Source organism: Paenibacillus sp. FSL L8-0708 (assembly GCF_038009325.1).
In the GTDB taxonomy this organism is placed as follows: domain Bacteria; phylum Bacillota; class Bacilli; order Paenibacillales; family Paenibacillaceae; genus Paenibacillus_AQ; species Paenibacillus_AQ odorifer.
Genome location: NZ_JBBPBC010000001.1, coordinates 6891117 through 6912796, shown reverse-complemented (window position 1 = coordinate 6912796; position 21680 = coordinate 6891117). Strand labels below are relative to the sequence as shown.

Below are 21680 nucleotides of genomic sequence, written 5' to 3'. Positions count from 1 at the left end.
TGCTGTGGTCTAAGGCCATGGCATTTTATAAACACAATCAAGAATGGGTTGGTGAAAGCACATATGAATAAGACAGCATTGAAAAACTTTGCTATGAATGCTCGAAAAGAACTGATTGAGAAAGTAAAAGCTAAAGCTTTTAGAATAGGAATTATCGAAGAAAGCATCAAAAAATCTCAGCTTGAAAGCTCAGATGCTATTTATATTGATGGTAAACAGCTTTCTGTAACTGAAAAGAAGCAGCGGGAAAAGCTGATATCCCGAATAAAGGAAATAGGGTATTCACAAGTTATAGAAGAAGTAGCACACACTTGGTTTAACCGTTTCACTGCCTTACGGTTTATGGAGGTGAATAACTATTTGCCTACAAAGGTAAGAGTGTTGTCCTCCAGCAACCCTGATAGCTCTGAACCAGACATTATTAAAGATGCATTGACGGTTGACTTAGATATTGATAAAGAACTGGTTTATGATTTGAAGTTGAATAACAAGACGGAGGAACTTTTTAAGTACTTAATTATCAAACAGTGCAACAGTTTAAATAATGTTCTTCCATTCATGTTTGAAACGATTGAAGATTATAAAGAAATTCTTTTTCCCGATGGATTATTGGCGAAAGATTCATTTCTACTTGAAATGACGGATACAGAGGTTATTTCTGATTCTGATTGGGAGCAAGTTGAAATTATAGGATGGTTATACCAATATTATAATACTGAAATTAATGAAATTGTTTATAATGGGGACATGAATAAAACTAAAGTGACAAAGCAATTATTACCAGCGGCAACTCAATTATTTACTCCTGATTGGGCTGTTCAATATATGGTTGAAAACTCATTGGGGCGTTTATGGATGGAGACTCATTGTGATAGTGATTTGAAAATAAATTGGAATTATTATCTTGCTGTGGAATCAAATTCGAAAGATGATATGAGAAATTCTCTAATCAAAAATGAAAAGTTGAATCCAGAGATGATTAAACTTTTTGATCCTTGTATGGGTAGTGGGCATATTCTTGTCTATGCCTTTGAAGTGTTAATGCAAATTTATGAGTCTTGTGGATATACACAACGAGAAGCTGCCAAACTTATTTTACAAAAAAATCTATACGGAATAGATATTGATGATAGAGCATATCAATTAGCTTGTTTCGCTTTATTTATGAAAGCAAGAAAGTATAACAGACGTATATTAGATGAAAGATTGGAACACAACCTATGTACAATTATGGAGAGTAATGAACTGAATAAGGTTGAATATGATAATGATTTTCCTCAGTTAGGGGATAAAGAGATTGAAACAGCTAAATATTTGATATCAGTTTACTATGATGCGAAAGAATATGGCTCAATTCTACACATTGAGGAAAGGGACTATAAATCCTTAGTTAAGTCATTATCGGAAATGGTCAGTAGTAATGAATATGACTTGTTCCAGTTAGAAATATTAAATAGGTTAATCGAAATTCTTCCCAAGTTAGCGAAGCAGGCGGAAATTATGAGTCAAAAGTATGATATTGTAATAACTAATCCCCCTTATTTGGGTAATGGGAGAATGAGTCCATTATTAAATGAATATGTAAAAACGAACTATAGTAATACTAAATCTGATTTATCTATGGTTATGTATGAAAAAATTGTAAATGAATACTCAAAACCTGAAGGATATATTTCGTTAATAACCACGAATTCATGGATGTTTTTAGAGAGTTTTGAAAATATGAGAAATGAGATGTTACGAAGAATCCAATTTGATACTTTTATTGATTTTGGTACAGAATTGTTTGATGGAAAGGTTGGGCATAATCCAATAGTGTCCTGGGTAAACAAAAATTCTATCCCAAAAACTAATATGACAGCAATAAGATTAGTAGAATTTTGTTATAGCAGAAGAGACCAAAAGAAAAGTGAATTTTTTAATTTAGAAAATAGGTTTTCTTCAAACCAGAATGAATTTAGCAAAATTCCAGGGAGCCCTTTTGCATATTGGGCTAATAAGAAGTTTGTTGATATTTTTGAAGCAAAGAAAGTATCAGATTACTACGAAGTGAAATCAGGAATTATGACTGGGAAGGATCCAGTACATTTAAAATTGTGGTATGAAGTTAATTATGAATTTATTGGGTTTAATTGCAAGGATGCATCGCAAATGTCAGACTATACATGGTTCCCAATAAATAAAGGCGGAGAATATAGGAGTTATTATGGAAATAATGACTATGTTATTAACTTGAAAAATAATGGGGAAAAGATAAAAAATACATCAACAAATTACCGACTAAGGGACAAAAAACGCTATTTTGGAGAAGGAATTACGTGGTCCCGTGTTACTTCTTCAAGTGTTGGATTTAGAGAAAATAAGTCTGGAACGTTATTTGGGGATGCTGGACCTATTATCTTTGTGGAGAATGAAGAAGAAAAATATTATTTACTTGGATTATTAACAAGTAAAGTTATACATTCAATAATGAAATTTATTAATCCTACACTAAATTATCAGGTTCGTGACGTAGAAGCGTTACCTTTAATATCAGACTATAACTCCGAAATTATTAGGAAAGTAAAAGAAAATGTAGCAATTTCTAAGTTTGATTGGGATGCATCAGAAATATCATATGATTTTATGAAACATCCTATAATGAAGATTGATGCTCATAACAACTTAATACGAAGTGCTTTTGATACTTACAATTGTTATATAGAAGAAAAGTATCAGCAATTAAAGAGTAATGCAGAAGATATTAATCGTTATTTCATTGAATTATACGCACTTCAGGGGGAATTGAATGCTGAAGTGAGCAAAGCTGAAATATCCATTGATGAGAGTTTGGAAATAAGAAGGACAATGAAAAGTTTCATTTCGTACGCTGTTGGATGTGCCCTAGGTAGATACTCTCTTGATAAAGAAGGTCTAATCTTTGCAGGAGGAGAATTTAATGATTTAAATTATGAGGTATTTTCAGTTGTATCTGATAATATTATTCCAGTTCTCGATGGATCCTATTTTGATGATGATATAGTATCAATAATTATTGAATTTGTAAAAGTTACATTTGGCAATGAGTCTTTAATAGAGAATCTTGAGTATATTGCTAATTCAATTGGCAAGAAGGATGAGGAAACAATTGCTGAAACAATTAGACGATATATGCTAAATGATTTCTTCAAGGATCATCTACAAACTTATAAGAAAAAGCCCATATATTGGTTGTTTACTTCTGGAAAACAAAAAGCGTTCAACTGCTTAATTTACATGCATCGATACGACAAGTCTACTCTGTCAAGAATCAGAACCGATTATTTGCATGAACTTCAGATTCGAATGGATGCAGAAAAGAAAATCCTGCTTGATCTTATTAATGGCGATGGAACAACTAAAGAAATTGCCAATGCGAAGAAAGAGTTAAAGTCACTTGATCTGAAAATCGAAGAACTTCGGGCATACGATGAAAAGCTTCATCACATGGCAGACATGCAGATCGAGATTGACCTCGATGACGGCGTTGCTGTTAACTATGCTAAATTCGAAGGTTTACTCGCTCCAATTAAATAAATTGGGTACAATGGGGATATGCCAGTTAATCTTGGCATATCCCTGTTTTTAGCCTGGTGAAAAAGGTGTTGATAATTATGAATATGGAAGAGGTTACAAAGGCACTGCAACAAGCCTTTCATCAATCGCTCAATGAGGGCGAACAAAGGAAGATTATCTTCTGGTTCGATAAAGATCAAGAGTTTGCTGAATATATACATGAAATAGGTATTGAGGGTGTCAGGGTTCGTACTTTGAACGAAGGCAACAGTTTTTATACGAAGGTGTTGCTCGAAGAAGAGGATCCATCCACGAATTATCTGATCTATTCCAACTTGGATATTAGCATGGAAGGCAATTGGTTGCTGGATACAATTCTGTATTCAAAGACTTTTTATGCGGACAAGATATCCCTTATCATGAATGAACTAAACATCGATCCATCTCTTCGGAGCGTGGTGAAGAAATATGAAAAGTTCTTTGGAAGCAAAGATAGGGTCAAGAGATTCAAAGGTTTTGAGGTGTCGGCGTTTACTGAAGAATCAATTGAATTGATGATCATGAGTGCATTGTGCAACCTCAAGACTCCCGATTTCGAGGATGTTCTGAAGGTTGTACTGATGGATTCACTTGATGACAGCGAAAATAAACACTTAGATTCGATTGCGAAGTATGTCGGAATAGATGTATTTTGGAATGCAGTAGCCGAGCGGTATGGCTACGAGCCAACTCGAAAATCATTGAAAACATTGTTCATCCACTTGACCGTCACTGCGCTGAGCTATGTGGTTAATGAAGATCGACTTTCACAGATCGAAAATTATATCGCTACTCGGAACAAGTCAAATGCCTTGGTATTCATCGATCACTGGATGCATCACAAAACGGATTATCTTATGTATGATCAATATGCTGAAATCGTAGAAAAGGAGATTAAACTGTCGGATATCGTGAATTCGCTTCCTGTCGAAGAATTCAAGGTGGCGGATACATTCCCGTACTTTGATAAGGCAATCATCATCTTCATTGCCAATAGCCTGGAAGATCGTTTGGAGGATTATGAGGCATATACGAAGCTAATTAACTTACGGAGAGCGAAGCATTACTATGAGCGGTATCAATCCATTTATGAGGCCCTCTACTACACCGTTAAGATGTTCGAATTTCATAAGAAGTATAGTATGGGTATTCCGAAAACGCAAGCTGTGGACATGTACCGAGCGTATGTGAATGACTATCACAAGATGGATATGTACTATAGAAAGTTCTATTTCGCTTACGATAATGATTCGAACAGTGAAATCTTAAAGAAACTCAAAGTGATGGCTGAAAGTCTGTATACAAACTGGTATATGGGCGAATTAAGTTCCCATTGGTCTGCCGCTGTACATGATGAGCTGAAATCCAGCTGGGTACTGCCAGGTATTCAAAGCCAGAAGGATTTCTATAGAAGCTTTGTCGCACCGAAAATTTCTAACGGTGATCGAGTATTTGTTATCATATCGGATGCTCTGCGTTATGAGATAGCTTCAGAACTGACCGACAAGCTGAATTCGGAGACGACAGGAGCCTGTGACATTCAACCATTGTTAGGTGTAGTTCCTTCTGTTACGAAAATGGGGATGGCATCACTGCTTCCACATATGAACCTTGAGGTCGATCTAAATGGTAATGTACTGGTGAATGGTAAGTCATCAAGCGGCATGGACAATCGAGTTAGTATTCTCCAAGCGGAAGTAGCCGATAGCACGTCAATTCATTTTCAAGAGCTGAAGAACATGAATAAAGCTGTTCGCAGGGAAACCTTCAAGGGCAAAAAACTGGTGTATATATATCATGATAGTATTGATGCAACGGGAGACAAGGCATCAACAGAAGTTTATACGTTCACAGCAGCGGAGAGGGCCATAGATGAATTGTACGATATTGTTAAAATTATCAAGGATGAATTGAGCGGTACGAACATTTTCATCACTGCGGACCATGGTTTTGTATATCAACGTGATGCCTTAGAAGAGAGTGACAAGGTTGAAAAGGAAGGTATTCAAGCCTTCGAGGTCAAACGGAGATATCTTTTGTCGCGAGAAAAAGGAGAACGAATCGGTCTACTTGATATCAATATGGATAGTCTGATAAAGAACGAACACCAGATTACCACTTATGTTCCCAAAGCGACGATCCGTTTCAGAATACAAGGAGCTGGAGCAAATTTTGTTCACGGTGGAGCCAGCCTTCAAGAAATAGTCGTACCGCTTATTTCATTTAAAAATATCCGTAGTGGACAGAAAAACAGTCGCGAAATCGAGAAGGTGGACGTGAAGCTCACGAACACAACAAGAAAGATCACGAATAGTCTGTTCAATTTAACCTTTTTCCAAACGGAGAAAGTGGAGGATAAACGAGTTCCTCGGACAGTGAAGATTTATATGATAGACGAGACGGATACCATAATTAGTAATGAGGAAATGCTAATATGTGATCGTACCTCAGATAAGCCAGATGAACGGACATTTAAGCTTCGATTTGCTCTGAAGTCGATACCATACGACAAGAACAGCAAGTATTATCTTATTACCAAAGATGATGAGACGAATGTTATCGTGGAAAAAACATTGTTTTCGATAAACTTAGGTATTGTTAGTGATTTTGATTTTTAAAGGAAGGGAGGAAGCCGAATGGAAGCAATAGTTGAAGAACAATCATTCGATTTAGACCGCAAGTTGAATGAAGTGTTTTCGGGCAGAGTCGTTCGGAAAGATCTGACGAAGTTGATGAAAGAAGGAGCAAATGTACCCGTCTATGTTCTTGAATATTTGCTGGGGATGTATGCAGCGACAGATGACGAGGAGAGCATCCGAGAGGGCATCGAGCGAGTTAAGAAGATCCTCTCAGAAAATTTTGTTAGACCTGATGAAGCTGAGAAAATAAAGTCTAAAATTCGTGAGCAAGGACAATACTCCATAATTGATAAGGTTTCTGTAACTTTGAATGCAAAGATTGATACCTACGAAGCGGAGTTCTCAAACTTGGGTTTGAAAGGAGTACCCATCTCTCCGAACTATGTGAAGGAGTACGATAAGCTTCTTGCTGGTGGGATATGGTGCATGCTCAAGATGGAATACTTTTTTGATGAAGAAGTAAAGAACAGTAATCCATTCAGTATCAGTAGCCTAAAGCCAATTCAAATGCCCAATATGGATTTGAACGAGGTGCTCGAGGGCAGGAAGGGCTTTACGAAAGAGGAATGGGTCGATGTACTCATTCGCTCGACAGGGATGGAACCGACTCAGCTTGAGTATAGAGTGAAATGGCATCTTCTGCTTAGACTTGTGCCGCTTGTTGAGAATAACTACAACATGTGTGAATTGGGACCACGAGGAACGGGTAAGTCTCATGTTTATAAAGAAATCTCACCTAACTCCATTTTGATATCTGGTGGCCAATCGACTGTAGCCAATTTGTTCTATAACATGTCCACGAAGAAGGTTGGACTTGTTGGAATGTGGGACACTGTAAGCTTCGATGAGGTCGCTGGAATCCAGATGAAGGATAAAGATGGCGTGCAGATTATGAAGGATTACATGGCATCTGGATCGTTTGCACGCGGCAGAGAGGAAAAGGCAGCATCTGCTTCTATGGTTTTCCTCGGAAACATCAATCAAAGCCTGGATTCGTTGATCAAGACATCTCATTTGTTTGCACCATTTCCTGAAGCAATGGCAAACGATTCAGCTTTCTTCGATCGAATGCATTACTACTTGCCAGGTTGGGAAGTTCCAAAAATGCGGCCAGAATTCTTTACAGATAAGTATGGATTCATTGTTGATTACATGGCCGAATATTTTAGGGAAATGCGGAAGCGTTCATTTGCAGATGCGATTGATCGCTACTTTAGGCTTGGAAATAACCTGAATCAGCGTGATGTTATAGCTGTCCGTAAAACAGTATCAGGGTTTATTAAGCTATTGTATCCGAATGGAGAATATACGAGAGAGAATGTAGAGGAGATCCTGAAATACGCCCTTGAGGGAAGAAGACGGGTCAAGGAACAACTCAAAAAGATCGGTGGCATGGAGTTTTATGATGTCCACTTCTCATATGTAGACAAGGAAACGCTTAGTGAAGAATATGTCTCCGTGCCTGAACAAGGCGGTGGTAAACTGATACCTGAAGGAATGGATAAGCCTGGACATGTATATACGGTTGGACATGGTGACTCTGGTATGATTGGGGTATACAAGCTGGAGAATCAAGTTGTCTCAGGAACAGGTAAGTTCGAAAAGTCGGGTGTAGGGACTCATCGAGGTGCAAAAGAAAGCTTGGATACAGCATACCGATATTTTACATCTAATAGTAAAAGTATTAGTAGCTCGATTAGCACAAAAACGAAGGACTATCTCATGCATATTAGTGATCTACAGGGTATCGGGCTGACGAGTGAACTGGCAATAGCTGAATTGATTGGATTATGCTCAGGCGCATTAGAACGCTCAGTTCAAGAAAGCATGGTTGTACTTGGGAGTATGACTGTTGGTGGAACAATTGCTAGGGTCGAGGAATTTGCCAATACACTTCAGGTTTGTGTGGATGCAGGTGCGAAAAAAGTCTTAATACCTGCCTCTTCTGTAGTGGACTTTCAGACTGTACCGCCTGACTTACTTATTAAAGTACAGCCAGTATTTTACTCAGATCCAACAGATGCTGTATTTAAAGCACTGGGAGTGGGATGATTATTTTTGGAATTATGGTATGGTTTATTACCTTACATATAATGATGAAAAAGATGGCTATTATGATCTCTAGTTAGGTAAGGAATACGGTTATTGGAGTATAGTAGCTTGATGGAGATCCAATTGGAGATTGGGTACGAAGTGAGAAATAACAGCATTATGATCACAAAGGATGTCTCTGAGACATCCTTTGTTTTTTTGTTCCATGTTTAGTGCTAATGCGCCTATAGAATCAGGTATGAGGGGGTAGAAATTTGGTATCCCAATTAGGAATGCTTAGTTACTGAACGATTTTTAATACTTCCCCGTGTTGTTTTCAATTAATAAAACGGTTGATTCACTTCCTTCCCAGGGGAGTTGTCCGAAAAAATCCTCTAACCCTTTGTTCAATGCAATCATATCTTCGATAGTTTTCGGATCATTAGTTTCAATTATTGTTTTTAAGTTCTCCAAGTGTTCATCAATTTTACGAAGAATTTCTTCAACAACTTCACCTAATCCGATCTTACTGTCATTCCAAAACTTAGCGATCGCGTCTGAATAGGAGTTGATAACCTTTTTCTTTTCAAGCGTTTTCACTACTTCTTTAGCAAGTCGTTTTTTCCAGCCATCACCAAATAGAGAAGTAGCTATCGCAAACACCCCTAATGCTAATGCAATACCAATGGTTACTGGACCACCAATTAATGCTACGAAGGAAGCTGCCGCCGCAGTCCCACCTACTGAAATTCCTAAAGCACTTAGTAAGCTAACGCCTTTAGCAACAAGAATATAACCGCCCAGGTTACCAACAGTAGCTGCCCATAATCCTAAGCCTCCGAGTACAGTAGCCCCAGCAATACCACCAGCAAGCGCACCTTTAAAATCAAATGGTATTTGAACCTCACCGACAGATATCTTGCTCAAGGAATTGGCCTTTTTCTCAACCTCTTCAAAAAATTGAGTTAACATGTTGTTAAACTCTGAAACGCTACCTTTGAGTATTTCTTGCATTTTTGCATAATAAAGATCTGAGATATTGGAAAGAAGATATTCCTTAGCTTGTTTTTTATCGTATTTCTTCTCATTAATTAAATCCACGATATAACGTTCCGTAATGTTCTCCTTTTCCCAAAGCTTAATTTCTAGTGTATTACTTTTATGAGACTTATCAATAAAGGTTATGAGTTGATTTCGAAGAACGTTTATTTCCCCGAACTTTTTTGGCTTATCCTGAACAGCCTTCTCATATTCTTTTCTTGAATTCTCACGGTCTTGCAATATCGCCTCATATTTTTTTACTTCGTTTGAAAATATAGTTCGAGATTCTATTTTGAAATCATCAATAGCTTTATTTAATTTTGCCTTTCTAATAGTAGGCAATAAATTTACAAGAAGTTCCCTAAATGCATTTTCAAATTTTTCACGGAGAACTGGATTATCAAGGGAATAAGAGAAGAATCTCCGTTTGAATATCTCAACAAAGTTCTTTTTGCTAATATTGAAAATTTGATTAATTAATTCATCCGAAAGTTGCTCGGAAAATGCCAAAGATCTAGTTTCTAATACATGTGAAATTTTTTCAGGACCCACTACGTGGGCTTGAGAAGCAATAACAAATAGATTTGAAAGCAACGGAATTTCTTTCGTATTAATAACAGGTAATGTACGGATTACGTCTTTTAAGAACAAAATATCAGATTGCTTATTTAGGAAACTGTTACTCTGACATAAAAACAATACGATATCTGCTTCATCCTTAGCTCTTTGTGCTCTTACTGTATCATCCATCTCCTCTGTACCAAAGCCTGGAAGATCGACGATGTCACAAGATAATAAGATGTTTGAATCTAAATATACGACAGCAGAGTCAACTTCTCTATGGGAATTTTCAGAGTTTCTATTACAATACTTTTCTAAGATGTCATAGTCACCAATATGTAGAATATGTGCTTTACAATAGTTCATATCGTGAATTTTCCTAAAGTTCCAACCCTTATCATGTGTTTCTGCTTTGAAAATACTCACATTATTTTTCCCCATCCATGAGGGTTTGTCATTTATATGTTTGATATAGACAGTTGATGAGGTTGTTGGTGTCCATTGAGATAGCAAAGCATCGATACCTGTAAGACTATTAATCATAGTACTTTTTCCAGCATCGGATGGACCAAGTAATGCGACAAGAGGTTTGGCTCCATAAATATTAATTAATTCATCCAGTTCATTGATTTTATTTATTGCTGAGCGATACTCGGGCTTTTCAATGTAGTCTTTCATTTTCGGAGCTATGTAATATCTCAAGGCTTCCTTCTTTAGTGCTTCTTCACCATATACATTAGGGATATCAAGAGCTTTGGGCTGTTCCAACTTAAAGTTGCTTAAAACGTCATTTGGTAGCATACGAGCCACGCTACATAGATTCATAAAGAATTCGAGTGACATGTTTCCTGGGTTCTTTTCCATCCTGGAAATGTAATCTTGCCCACATTGTAGGACTGAAGCAAGCTCTGCCTGTGTGTAACCCAGTTTTTCTCTAAACCCCTTTAAATCAAAATCATTCATGTTAGCATCACCTTTCGATTGGGAAATTTAGGTACAAGTCATTTATAGCACATTATTCGTATAATGTAAATATTGGATATGCAAATCTGCATATCTATATTATATTTATGTGTGGATAAAAATGCTTTATCGCATTTCCAATAGCTAATTCTATTGATTTTAATAATAACAAACGCTTTTCTGAATAATGTGAATCTGATCTGAAAGAAATATATATGTAAAGGTAAGAGGCTTCTGCTGTGATATTACTGTCATGACATACGAATTTAATGATACAGGACTTTATTGTCAAGTCTCGAATTATTAATATAGAACAGTTATTCTATTCATATTCATTTAATAGTTCAGGGTTAAGGAGAAGCGATTATTTTGAAAAAAACAATAAATATGAATAGTAAATCTCGAAGTTTTCAATTTGATGCCTATTCTGAGTTGATACATTCAAAACTAATGTTTACAAAAGTGATGAGTCAACAAGATAAGAAGACAGGTGTGTTGTTTCCAATTCCATTTGAAAAGGACCGAATCGATTTCATTAATTCAATTTTTATTAAAGACAAGCATAGATTTATCCAGCTTGCGATGAGAGATATTAATGGCAATAAGTATTTCATTATTGATGATAAAAAACGATTTGATCTCAAGTGGCTGTATCCAAAACAACATATGAATACGTTGAGTTCTAAGGTAGCAGTAAAAAAGGCAAGTCCAATAAATATAGAAAAAAAATTTGCTAATAAGAAGTTGAAGAAAAGTAAGGATAATGACTCTTTAGTAAGTAAAACCAATAACAAAAAAATGAGGCAAAAGCTCAAAGATCCTCAAGCGGTAAAATGGTATATGATGTCAAAGGAGGAGAGGATTAGATTTTCAGGAGATTCTAATCAAAAAATGAAAAAAGTAGCCCCAAAAAAGAGGAATACTGACGTTAAATCCGAAGATGCAATGAATTATCGCGTATCAGGCAGTTTCGGAACTGGTAAGCGTAGATGATGGAGTAGAAAAGGGAATTTTATTGTATTCTCAAATTCTGGAACCTATAGGGAGGAATAGCCTAGTAAAGCATGAATTGATAGAAGTAGGTAATATTTTCTGAAAAACTATTTAACGAATAGGTGAATCTTTACATAAGTTTGGCAAGTAGATTGGCAACAATGAAGTTTAAACCATGAATTACTATGAAAAGTTCTCTGATTTTATGTGATTTTCTAATAAGATCAAAAGAAGTAACAGGCGATATAACGATGTCTAAGTATTAACATTTAGAAGGAGTCAACATTTATGAGATTTTTAAAAGATTTTGGGTTGGTCGCAGGAAAAGTAACTGGGAAAGCAATTGGTGGAACGGTAAGGGTAGTAGGAGAGGTAACAAACAGCCAAACGATTAAAGAAATCGGATATGGGGCTGAACGTGCTACTGCGAAAACGGGGGTTGTTCTTGGTATAATTGCAAGCGGAACTGTAGATGTTGGTGTAGGACTCTACCAGAAGGATGATTATAAAGTTAAGCAAGGGTTCTTCGAGCTTGGAGATGCTGCCTTAAGTACAGCAAAAGATGTCGGTCATGGCGTGGGCTACGTTTATGAAAACGGTAAGAATGTGATAGTTGGTATTAAAAATAGAAATGTGGATCAAGTTAAAAGTGGAGCAAAAAAAATTGGAATGGCTGCGGCGGTTGGTGTTCTTGCTATCGGGGTCTTCGATATTTTAGATGGAGCAGATGGCGTTGCCGATGCCACGGGTTTGGCTGAACCCACAAATAACTTATCTGAAGTTGAGGTATTAGACACCATTAACTCGGATTTAGCAGGTATGGAGCATCCAGTAACAGGTGTGCCATATGAAGTGAAAACAATACAATTGCCTGATGGACAATGGGCAAAGGGAGTTTTTCCTGATTTTAATGAGGTATATGACTATGATCTTCCTGAGAGTTTGTATTTGCAAACCGATGATGTGCAATTTTCTTACCTAAATGATCAATTAGCTAATGAAATTGTGACTAATTCTGAATTAGCAGCTAACTTTAATTCCGAGCAGATTACGCAAATTCAGAATGGAGAAACACCCGAAGGATTCGTTTGGCATCATGCTGAGGAACCAGGTCATATGGAATCAGTAGAGGAAGAAAAACATATGAAATCTGCCCATACAGGTGGGCGCCAAATATGGGGTGGCGGTTCGGAATATCGCTAATTTAACAGTTGAAATTTTGGATTACTGTTTAGAGGGGTGTGTTATTAATATGAGAGGGATAGCTATGGGAATTTATTCCTATAATGAACTATCAAAGCTAAGAATTAGGAAAAAATAAAGTACTTGGCACTCGCCAAGTACTTTATTTTTTCATTTGCTTTAACATCTCCTGTAAGACAGGCTTAATCTTTACAATTGATTGAAGATCCTGCTTGTATAGCATGACGGTAATCTCCCGAATCTCTTTCATTTTTTCACTTTGTTTGGTTTCCTCAGAAAGGGAGTATGTAAAGAAGTCGGCTTCACTTACCTCAAGAGCTTTGGCGATTTTTTCCAAAGTTTGAAGCGAAATATTTTTTTGTCCCCGTTCAATACGTCCGACGTAGCTATACGAAGCCCCGATCCGCTCTCCGAGCGCTTCCTGCGTCAATTGTTTCTCTACACGTATTTCTCGAATTCGTAATCCGATCGTTTCTAGTATGTTCATACGTCCCCCCTCTTCTTTGAGTCTAAAGAATAAAGACAGACTCAAAAACGGACTGATAGGAACAAATTTAAATATGGTACCTCATGGGAACAATGTGATAAAATATCTGGGAAACTAAGGGAAAAATTAAAGGGGGTCTATGGGTGGATTGTTACAAACATCAAGGAATGAGTGTGGTTGCACAGTGCCACAACTGTGGGAAAGGGATGTGTTCCGAATGTTCGGAACGATTTACTGTTATGCTTTGCGAAAAATGCCTGCTAGAGAATAATGAACAGGCGAAGAGGAAAGTAATCGTTAGTTTTGTAATTTCCATCATCTTTGCTGTTATTGGCGTATATGTTGGAGTTCACTCAGGAGCATCGGGTGTGGTAGGAGCCATCGGCTATTGTTATCTCGGGCTGAGTGTACCTTGGGGCTACTCGTTCGTTGGAAAGTTTATAACAGCCCCTTACTTTAAAGCCGTCTTGGCCCTGTTTTTAGGCTGGGCAATCGCGCCATTTTCGATTTATCGAAATATTAAGGAACTCATGGTGATTCGAGCCACGAAGCAAGAAATTAGCGCAAATGTGAGTGTGTAAAGTATGGGAAAAGAGATGGATCGTACACTTAACCTATTAAATCGAGTCCTTTTAGGCCTAACTGCTATTTATGCGTTTATGGCTGTACTAGGTGCGTTTTCCAGCGATCCCGCTGTTGATCATGCAGAAGTCGTATTTCTCTGCTATGGCGCCACTGCTTTTTTTCTGTTCTTATCAGGTCTTTCTCTCCAGCGAAAAGTGGCGGAGATTTGTGCCATTATCGCTTATGGTTGTTTTGCTTTTAGTGTTGCTTGTGGCCTCTTTGGTTTGTCGATCGCAGGGCTTGCCGCAGGCATTGCAGTTATCGTTGCAATTATGCGTCAGCGATATCAAAACCTTGACTCCGTCCCTCTTACAGGTTGTATGCTTTCGTATTGGATCGTCATGTATGGTTTCTCGGCTACCCTTGTTGGTAAGGCGCCGTTGATAACTGATGGCTGGGACATCATTTTTTATCCTTTTTATTTTGAAGGAATCAAGCACATTGCGCTAAGCTGGCGAGGACTATTGGTCTTGTTCGGGGGTTGGCTCTTTGCGCGGTTTGTTAACCAAGCGAGAATGACTGCATATCAAGCAACCAAGCAGCCGCAAGCTGAAGTACCTACGCAGGTTTATAAGCTGTCTGCGCGCCTCGTTCAACGTGATTTTGCAGCGTCAGCTCCAGCTCCTGTAGCCGCTGCTGTTCTTGCAGCACCAACACATTCTATCGTTCAGGAACAGCCTGATGAGGAAGAGTACGATGGCGAAGAAGAGTGGATTGAAGATAACCAAGATGAAAACGAAGTCCCTGACAATCGCGAAGAAGTTTTACATACTGCGTTAGCAGCACTCGACGCCATGGTCGGGCTGGCTCCACTCAAGGCAGAGGTCCAAAGCTTTATGAAGCAAATGCAGGGCCATTTGATTACCCAAAGACTGGGTAAGATCGCTTTGACGAAACCGACGTTACATATGATCTTTTCAGGACCCCCAGGTACAGGGAAGACCGAAATGGCGCGTATCATGGTCGATTTGCTATATGGGCTGAATCTGATCGAAGAGCGTGTATTGATCGAAGCGGATCGATCCAGCATTGTCGGAACGCATATCGGTCAGACAGAAGAGAGAATGATTCATTTGTTGGAAGCGGCCTGGGGTGGGGTCTTGTTTATCGACGAGGCGTATGCGCTGGCTAAATCCGACTCGCCAAGTGATTTTGGCCAGGAAGCCATTGATGTGCTCATCAAGGCGATGGAGGATTATCGAGAAGATCTGGTTGTCATTATGGCGGGTTACGCTAGCGATATGGAACGTTTCCTCGATATGAACCAGGGCTTCCGCTCTCGGGTACCGTACACCTTTGCTTTCGCCGATTATACGCCGCATGAGCTATCGCAAATTGCACTGTACATGCTGGAAGCAAAGGGCTATGATTGCAGCTTTATCAAAGATGAAATCCAAGGGATTGTGAATTTCTGCCACCGTAATGGAGCGATTCAAGGGAATGGCCGCTGGGCACGAAACTTTGTAGAACGTATCGTTAAAGAACACAATGTACGCGTGTCAGCGGAAAACACCGATCGGTATGTCGGGAAAATCTTGCCTGACGATCTGCGGCTGGCCGCAGGTATGCCGAGAAAGTACGGGGATCAAGAGATCAATCGTGCGGCTATCGGAAAGCGTGAGCTCCGCGAAGAAGCGATGCAAGAGCTTCACGCCATGGTCGGGTTAACTTCGCTTAAAGAACAAGTCCAAAGCATACTCCATCACGTGGAAGTGGAACAAAAACGAATGCAACAAGGGTTGTCGACGGAAACGATCAGCATGCACATGATGTTTTCGGGACCTCCTGGTACAGGTAAAACGACGGTCGCTCGAATCGTAGGGAAATTTCTTAATGGGCTGGGCTTTTTGGCCAACGGCCATGTGGTGGAGACTGATCGCTCAGGCATGATCGGTAAGTATATCGGCCATACCGAGGCAAATGTCAAAGAACTTATTAACAGCGCCAAGGGCGGCGTCCTTTTTATTGATGAAGCCTATGCCCTAGCGCGCTCAGACTCCCAGAATGATTTTGGCAAGGAGGCGATCGATGTTCTTGTCAAAGCGATGGAGGATCACCGAAGTGAACTCGTGGTCATATTAGCAGGATACAGCAAGGAAATGCAAGACTTGCTTTCGGTAAATCCTGGTCTGAGTTCACGAATTCCATTTCGATTTACATTCACGGACTATAGTGCCAGCGAGATCCTAGAAATCGTTAAGCGATCATTTCAGTCCAAGCAGTTTGTGCTCGCGCCTGAAGCCGCATTGGCATTAGAACAGGAAGTTACTGCTCTTTTCGCTCGCCAAGGCGGTATGCTGGAGGGAAATGGCCGTTGGGCGCGAAATTGCGTTGATAAAGTACGGATGGCTCAAAACAATCGTCTTGCATTAACGGGTAGCAGCGATTTAATGTCGATTGGAGCCGAGGATATCTTGGCGGGTTTTCACCAGATGTAATCGAAGAGGAGGAAAACATGTCACTGTTCGAATATTTTACGGCAAAGTTAGCGAAAAAGGGGTTGATTCCATCCGAAGTCCTAACCAATCATACCAGTAAATCCATTGCTTATGAATTCGTGAAAACCCCCTTTACAATCCTGAAAACAGTGGTCGTTGGCATTTTAAAGTGGGGATTGTGGGTGTTTAATGAGCTGGTTCCTGCTTGGGTACGTATAGCATTATTTTTTGTGTTTCTGTATTTCCTATACTTTTCCTACCAGCAATTCGTGGCGCACGGCGGCTTCCAGCAGGTCGTGGATGAAGTAGTCCATCAATTGACCCAATGACGGAGGAGGGTTATGAAATTTTGAATCAAATGTTTTATTTAGTTAACCCTTATCTTTGGCTGTGTTCTTTCTTATTTACTTAGAAGACGGAGGCCAAATCAGCGATAACCAGCAGAAATCCATACAAAGAGCTAGCGAAACCGCAAGCCATGTCCTGCTCCTAAAAAACGATGGTACCATATATGTTTACACCTGGGGAGATAATCAAGAGGGGCAGTCGGGAACCCAATTTTGCGGATGTTTTCGTTTTAACTCCAACGAATGCCATTACACCGATAGAATACACTTTCAATCAACAGTTTTGTCCTTTACCGAGATTATTTAGCACATTATAAGGCGGAGATCCGTTGGGACCTTAGACTGTAGGGCGAATTCTCCTTTCGAATTGATATGGGGGGTGCTCAGACGACAATTCAGACCGAAACTACTTTTCGATTAGAAGGGCATCGACGCCTTCCAGGGATCTGAAGGGATACGATTGCCCTGTTTCATATAGGGAAAAGTATTGAGTTAATTTCTACTGAAATTGCAGATATATCAAAATTTTTGCTTAAGCAATCCCTTATAGAAAGGGCTTTCCCTTAGGAGAGTCCTTTTAAATTTATTTTGAGTAAATCTTTTTTTGAAAATCCACCAAATTGAATAGTAAATGGATAGTGAAAATTAAATAAATTGTCAGAAATTCTTCCTTTTCATAAGTAGATTAATTCGTGGAAAAATATGTATCAATATCCAACAAAATTTGCTATTATTTTATGTAAGTGTCTATAGCCTTATATATGGAAATGGGAAGCGATTTATCTCTAAGTCTTTTATACTATTTTTCAATCCTGGTGCAGTAGTTCATTACATATTAACTATGTCTATATGATTAAAAGAGGGAATGCGACCATGAACACATTAGAAGAGAATTTTGAAAATGCTATTTTCTATGAAAATCGTGGATACCCGTCCGAAGCTAAAAAATATTATGATCGACTATATGAAAAAATGGACAACTTGGACTTAGAAATGACTGAGAGGTTATGCAAGTTCTATGCGTCCATTCAAAAATATCAGGATGCATACCTCCTTGCAAAAATAGGCATTAGGCAATCGGGAGAGTTACGTTTATTTCTTCCGTTGTTTTTCTCCTACTGGAAATATGGGGGACAGTCTACTGAAGACCTCGAATGGTTGCTTAATCAACCAGGTATTGAGCATTTCCCGATGGAAATTATTCAAATGTCAGAGATGTACTTTTCATTAGCCCAATATGAAAAAGCATATTATTTACTATTGGGATTAGCGGGTAACGTAGATAGTGAATTTAGAAATAATACTGGATTTTTAGAACCATATATTGATTATTTAGTTTTGTTAATCGAGCTAGAATATCATTTTAGAAACTTCAATCAAGCCAGGTTTCATTTGAGAAAGCTAATTTACTTGCGAAATATCGAAGTGGGTAAAATCCAGCAGATAACATACTGGGCAATTATACTTGATGAAATTGTAAATCTAGTAAGTCGAAATGACTGGTACGAGATAAGTGGTCCAATATTTGGAGAAGTGAAAGTACTTGCCATCTTTTATAAGGATTTATTACAGAATTCATTAAATACTACTATTGCTTCTAGCATTGAGTTTGGCCATTTTGAGGATTTTTCGTTAGAGGTAAAACGAAAAGGCTCTCTACATATCATATGGAGATTGAGAAAAGATAAAAAGTGGCTTGAACATATTGAGGCTGATTATTTGGCGTATCCAAATGATTTAACATTAGGCATTTTATATGTGAATTATTTAGAAGATAAACATACAGAACTATTACACAAACACTTAGAAGATTTATATGTAAAACATTCAGATAAACGAGAAGTGATTTCTGCCTATTGGAGAACATCAAAAAAAATAGAGTCAAATAAGGAGACGCCACCTCTCGGGGATTGTAAAATCACATTTCTAGGTGGAGGAGAGAAAATTGGGGGCACATCTATACTAATCAACGTCAACGGACACTTCCTATTATTAGATGCAGGCATGCATTTACATGAAGAAAACTACCATGCTGATTATACTCCAATGTTTGAACAAGGAGTTACGTTTGAAAAACTAGATGCGCTACTTCTCACCCACGCTCATTTAGATCATACAGGTTCTGTACCTTATATCTATAACCAATATAACCAGCTGCCGATTTACACTACTGAGGCAACTCGCAGATTAATGAGGATTTTGTTATTGGACGCTGTGAAAGGGAATAAGAAGCATCCTGATGGTTACTCTGAGGATGACGTTCGAGGAGCAATTCTTAGCATAAGAACAATTGAACAAGGGAAGACCTTCACTATTCCATCGCAAAATACAGAATGGAAAGTTACTTATTACCACTCAGGACATATTTTGGGGGCCAGTTCGATTCATTTAGAAATCGATGGAGTCTCGATTCTCTTTACGGGGGATTATTCAATTGATAATCAAAAAACTGTTGAAGGTTTAAAACTTCCCAGAGACTTAAAAGTAGATATATTAATTACTGAATCAACATACGGGTTTCTACCAACGAATGCTAGCATTTCAAGGGATCTTCAAGAGACGATGTTTACAGAATCCATTAGAAAAACAATTAATAATAAAGGAAATATTTTGATCCCAGCATTTGCCGTAGGTAGAGCGCAAGAGATATTAATGATAATTCGGGATGCATTCCAAAAGGAACGCTTTTTGCCATTTAATCTCTTCATTGATGGAAGAGTTATTGATGTATGTAAAGTATATCAAGATATTTTTGATGAAGAAAAGAATGATAAAACTCTTTTTGGAGAAGAAGTTATTTGTGCGAAAGATATTTATGCCAATCAAAAGCTTAGTTCTAGTTTTGATGAATTTTATGAGGACTATTTATCCACAGGTGGGAGTTGTATCGTTGCAAGCTCAGGAATGCTGATGGATCAAAGTGCCTCTGCAAGGTATGCGGAGAAGATGATTGAAGAACCCCAAAACACCATTTCCTTTACAGGATATATGGATGAAGAAAGCCCTGGCAGTCATCTTTTACAGGCTGATAATCGTATAGAGGATCAAACGGTAAAAATTAATGGTGTAACAAAACAGCTTAAGGCTAGTACAGAAACATTTCGATTATCAGCTCATGCAAGTCGAGAGCAAATTCTTAAATTAATCATGGATATCAGCCCTAAACAGGTATTTCTAATGCACGGAGAACATCAAAGATCTTACTTCCCAAACCAGACTATTGTAGATGGTAATATCATCTATCCCACTTTGATTAATTTATTAGCCTACTTAGGAAACGATATGTCAATTGTTCCTGCCTTCAATGGTAAAACTTATTCACTTATAACAGGCAAGTAATAGGAGGAGTTATGAATACGATAGAACGAGTAATAGATTTCTCCCTGAAAAATTATGGCAAGGGAAGCGAAAAGATTCTCGAACTGTTAGCTCAAGAGTTTGGAGAAGAAACAGAAAGTTTATTAAGGAAAGTTTCATTATACAGTTTTGATAAACGCAATAACCTTTATTGGAAGCTACAAATCCTTTGTGAAAAAACAATCTTTGAGAATCCACAAATTGAAAATGAAGATACACTAATTTCTCTCATTAAAACTGAGTGGAATAAATTAGATGAACCTCAAAAATTAACGATGGATTTATGTGCAAACTTTTTGTCACTAACCAAATTAAAATATAATCATGCTAGAAAGGCATTCATCTATATTTGCCAGGGTGATTTAGAGGGAAGTAAGTTATTTATCCCTGATCAGAGAATTTTAACTGAACTCCTAATTCGTTATTTCGTATGTTTCTTAGAAGGAGAAAATGACATTCAAATTCTTTCTTTAGTGGATGAAGTCATTTCTTGGCATTATACGGTGGAAGAAACTAAACCAGCGCAACAATACTTACTAGGTGCTGGTTTTAGATTGAAAAAAGGAAAAAATGGTAGAATGGCAGCGTATAAAAAAATAATTAATGTTGATGGTTTATGCTTTGCAGAAGGACTGGAAAAAATAATTTTGGAATCTTCGAAACATTGCAAACCCTCAGAATTGATGAAGGTCTTTATAGACAATTTGCACGGATATTCTGAACAGGGAATCACTCAAACGGCAAAAAATCTGAAAATAGATAAGGGAATTACTGATTCATTGCCTTATAGCCAAACTTTGATAGGCAATTCTGACGAAACCATAGATCTTATGGGAGCTACGTCTGAAGAAGAAACCGTAGAAAAAGATTTAAATCAAGCTTTAAGTTCCATTCATCGTGCTATGGAAAAAATGAAATCTGGCGGTAATCTATTACTCACAGTTCTTGAAGAAGAGTATAGCAATAAATTGGAAATAGCGGAAGATGAACTTAAACGTCTGAATATGGCTTTAGAGCAAGAAAAAGAACGTGTACGTCAAACTGAAGAAAAAGTACTCAGCAATCTATTGAAAGCTTTAGGCGGTAGCAGAGGGGACTATTTGCTTTCTGATTTATTCGAGGAAAGTCAAGGCATCAAGCCGAATAATCCCAATATTAGTACAGGGAGATTAGTGAATCTTTTTTCAAATTTGAATTTAACGATTGGACTTGAAGAATTTAGTAACTTCAAAGAAATAAACGAGATATTTATTGTAACTCGTGCTGAATTAATTAAAAATTATGAAACAAACGGGCCCATTTCATCTGACTCCGACGAAATTAAAGTTAAACTTTTGAAATATGGGTGGATGTTGAATAATCGAATAATAATCCCCCCGTTAGTCACTGAGATGAAATTTAAAGATGGAGAGGAAAATTAAAT

Annotated in this window: 13 protein-coding genes; 11 read left to right on the top strand and 2 right to left on the bottom strand. The window is 38.0% G+C overall.

The window, feature by feature from the left end; genetic code table 11:
• The first annotated feature begins 63 nt into the window (after window positions 1–63).
• From pglX to brxL, 3 genes are all read left to right on the top strand, one after another.
• A complete protein-coding gene (gene pglX / locus NYE58_RS32435; RefSeq protein WP_341003987.1) occupies window positions 64–3555 on the top strand; it encodes a BREX-1 system adenine-specific DNA-methyltransferase PglX in 3492 nt (1163 codons plus the stop codon).
• A 77-nt stretch (window positions 3556–3632) separates the two neighbouring features.
• Entirely contained in the window at window positions 3633–6191 is a 2559-nt protein-coding gene (gene pglZ, locus NYE58_RS32430; RefSeq protein WP_341003986.1) for a BREX-1 system phosphatase PglZ type A, read from the top strand.
• A gap of 18 nt (window positions 6192–6209) precedes the next feature.
• Window positions 6210–8264 carry a protease Lon-related BREX system protein BrxL gene (gene brxL / locus NYE58_RS32425; RefSeq protein WP_341003985.1) on the top strand — a complete coding sequence of 685 codons (2055 nt, stop codon included), beginning with the start codon at window positions 6210–6212 and terminating at the stop codon, window positions 8262–8264.
• 294 nt (window positions 8265–8558) lie between these two features.
• On the opposite strand, the gene NYE58_RS32420 is transcribed toward brxL, so the two are convergent.
• Complete coding sequence (locus NYE58_RS32420; protein ID WP_341003983.1) at window positions 8559–10808, bottom strand: dynamin family protein; 2250 nt, start codon at window positions 10806–10808, stop codon at window positions 8559–8561.
• 369 nt (window positions 10809–11177) lie between these two features.
• On the opposite strand from NYE58_RS32420, the gene NYE58_RS32415 reads away from it, so the two are divergent.
• A complete protein-coding gene (locus NYE58_RS32415; protein ID WP_341003982.1) occupies window positions 11178–11801 on the top strand; it encodes a hypothetical protein in 624 nt (207 codons plus the stop codon).
• 288 nt (window positions 11802–12089) lie between these two features.
• Window positions 12090–13004 (top strand): HNH endonuclease, encoded by a 915-nt coding sequence (locus NYE58_RS32410; protein WP_341003980.1) that lies wholly within the window; start codon window positions 12090–12092, stop codon window positions 13002–13004.
• A gap of 142 nt (window positions 13005–13146) precedes the next feature.
• On the opposite strand, the gene NYE58_RS32405 is transcribed toward NYE58_RS32410, so the two are convergent.
• The gene (locus NYE58_RS32405) at window positions 13147–13491 is read right to left on the bottom strand and encodes a helix-turn-helix domain-containing protein (protein WP_339289585.1); all 345 of its coding nucleotides are present in this window, start codon (window positions 13489–13491) and stop codon (window positions 13147–13149) included.
• Window positions 13492–13634: 143 nt separating this feature from the next.
• Here NYE58_RS32405 and NYE58_RS32400 point away from each other — a divergent pair, with 143 nt between their 5' ends.
• The 6 genes from NYE58_RS32400 (at window position 13635) to NYE58_RS32380 (ending at window position 21678) form a co-directional block, all read left to right on the top strand.
• Window positions 13635–14072: a hypothetical protein gene (locus tag NYE58_RS32400; RefSeq protein WP_038596844.1), complete on the top strand. Its 438-nt coding sequence runs from the start codon at window positions 13635–13637 to the stop codon at window positions 14070–14072.
• A gap of 267 nt (window positions 14073–14339) precedes the next feature.
• Window positions 14340–16553, top strand: a complete 2214-nt coding sequence (locus tag NYE58_RS32395; protein ID WP_341003979.1) for an AAA family ATPase — start codon at window positions 14340–14342, stop codon at window positions 16551–16553.
• A 17-nt stretch (window positions 16554–16570) separates the two neighbouring features.
• On the top strand, window positions 16571–16882 hold the full coding sequence (locus tag NYE58_RS32390; RefSeq protein ID WP_341003978.1) for a hypothetical protein: 312 nt from the start codon (window positions 16571–16573) through the stop codon (window positions 16880–16882).
• Window positions 16883–16943: 61 nt separating this feature from the next.
• Window positions 16944–17207, top strand: a complete 264-nt coding sequence (locus NYE58_RS37595) for a hypothetical protein (protein WP_442950484.1) — start codon at window positions 16944–16946, stop codon at window positions 17205–17207.
• Window positions 17208–17773: 566 nt separating this feature from the next.
• The gene (locus NYE58_RS32385; protein ID WP_038596841.1) at window positions 17774–20239 is read left to right on the top strand and encodes an MBL fold metallo-hydrolase; all 2466 of its coding nucleotides are present in this window, start codon (window positions 17774–17776) and stop codon (window positions 20237–20239) included.
• A gap of 11 nt (window positions 20240–20250) precedes the next feature.
• Window positions 20251–21678 carry a hypothetical protein gene (locus NYE58_RS32380; RefSeq protein ID WP_341003976.1) on the top strand — a complete coding sequence of 476 codons (1428 nt, stop codon included), beginning with the start codon at window positions 20251–20253 and terminating at the stop codon, window positions 21676–21678.
• Window positions 21679–21680 lie beyond the last annotated feature (2 nt).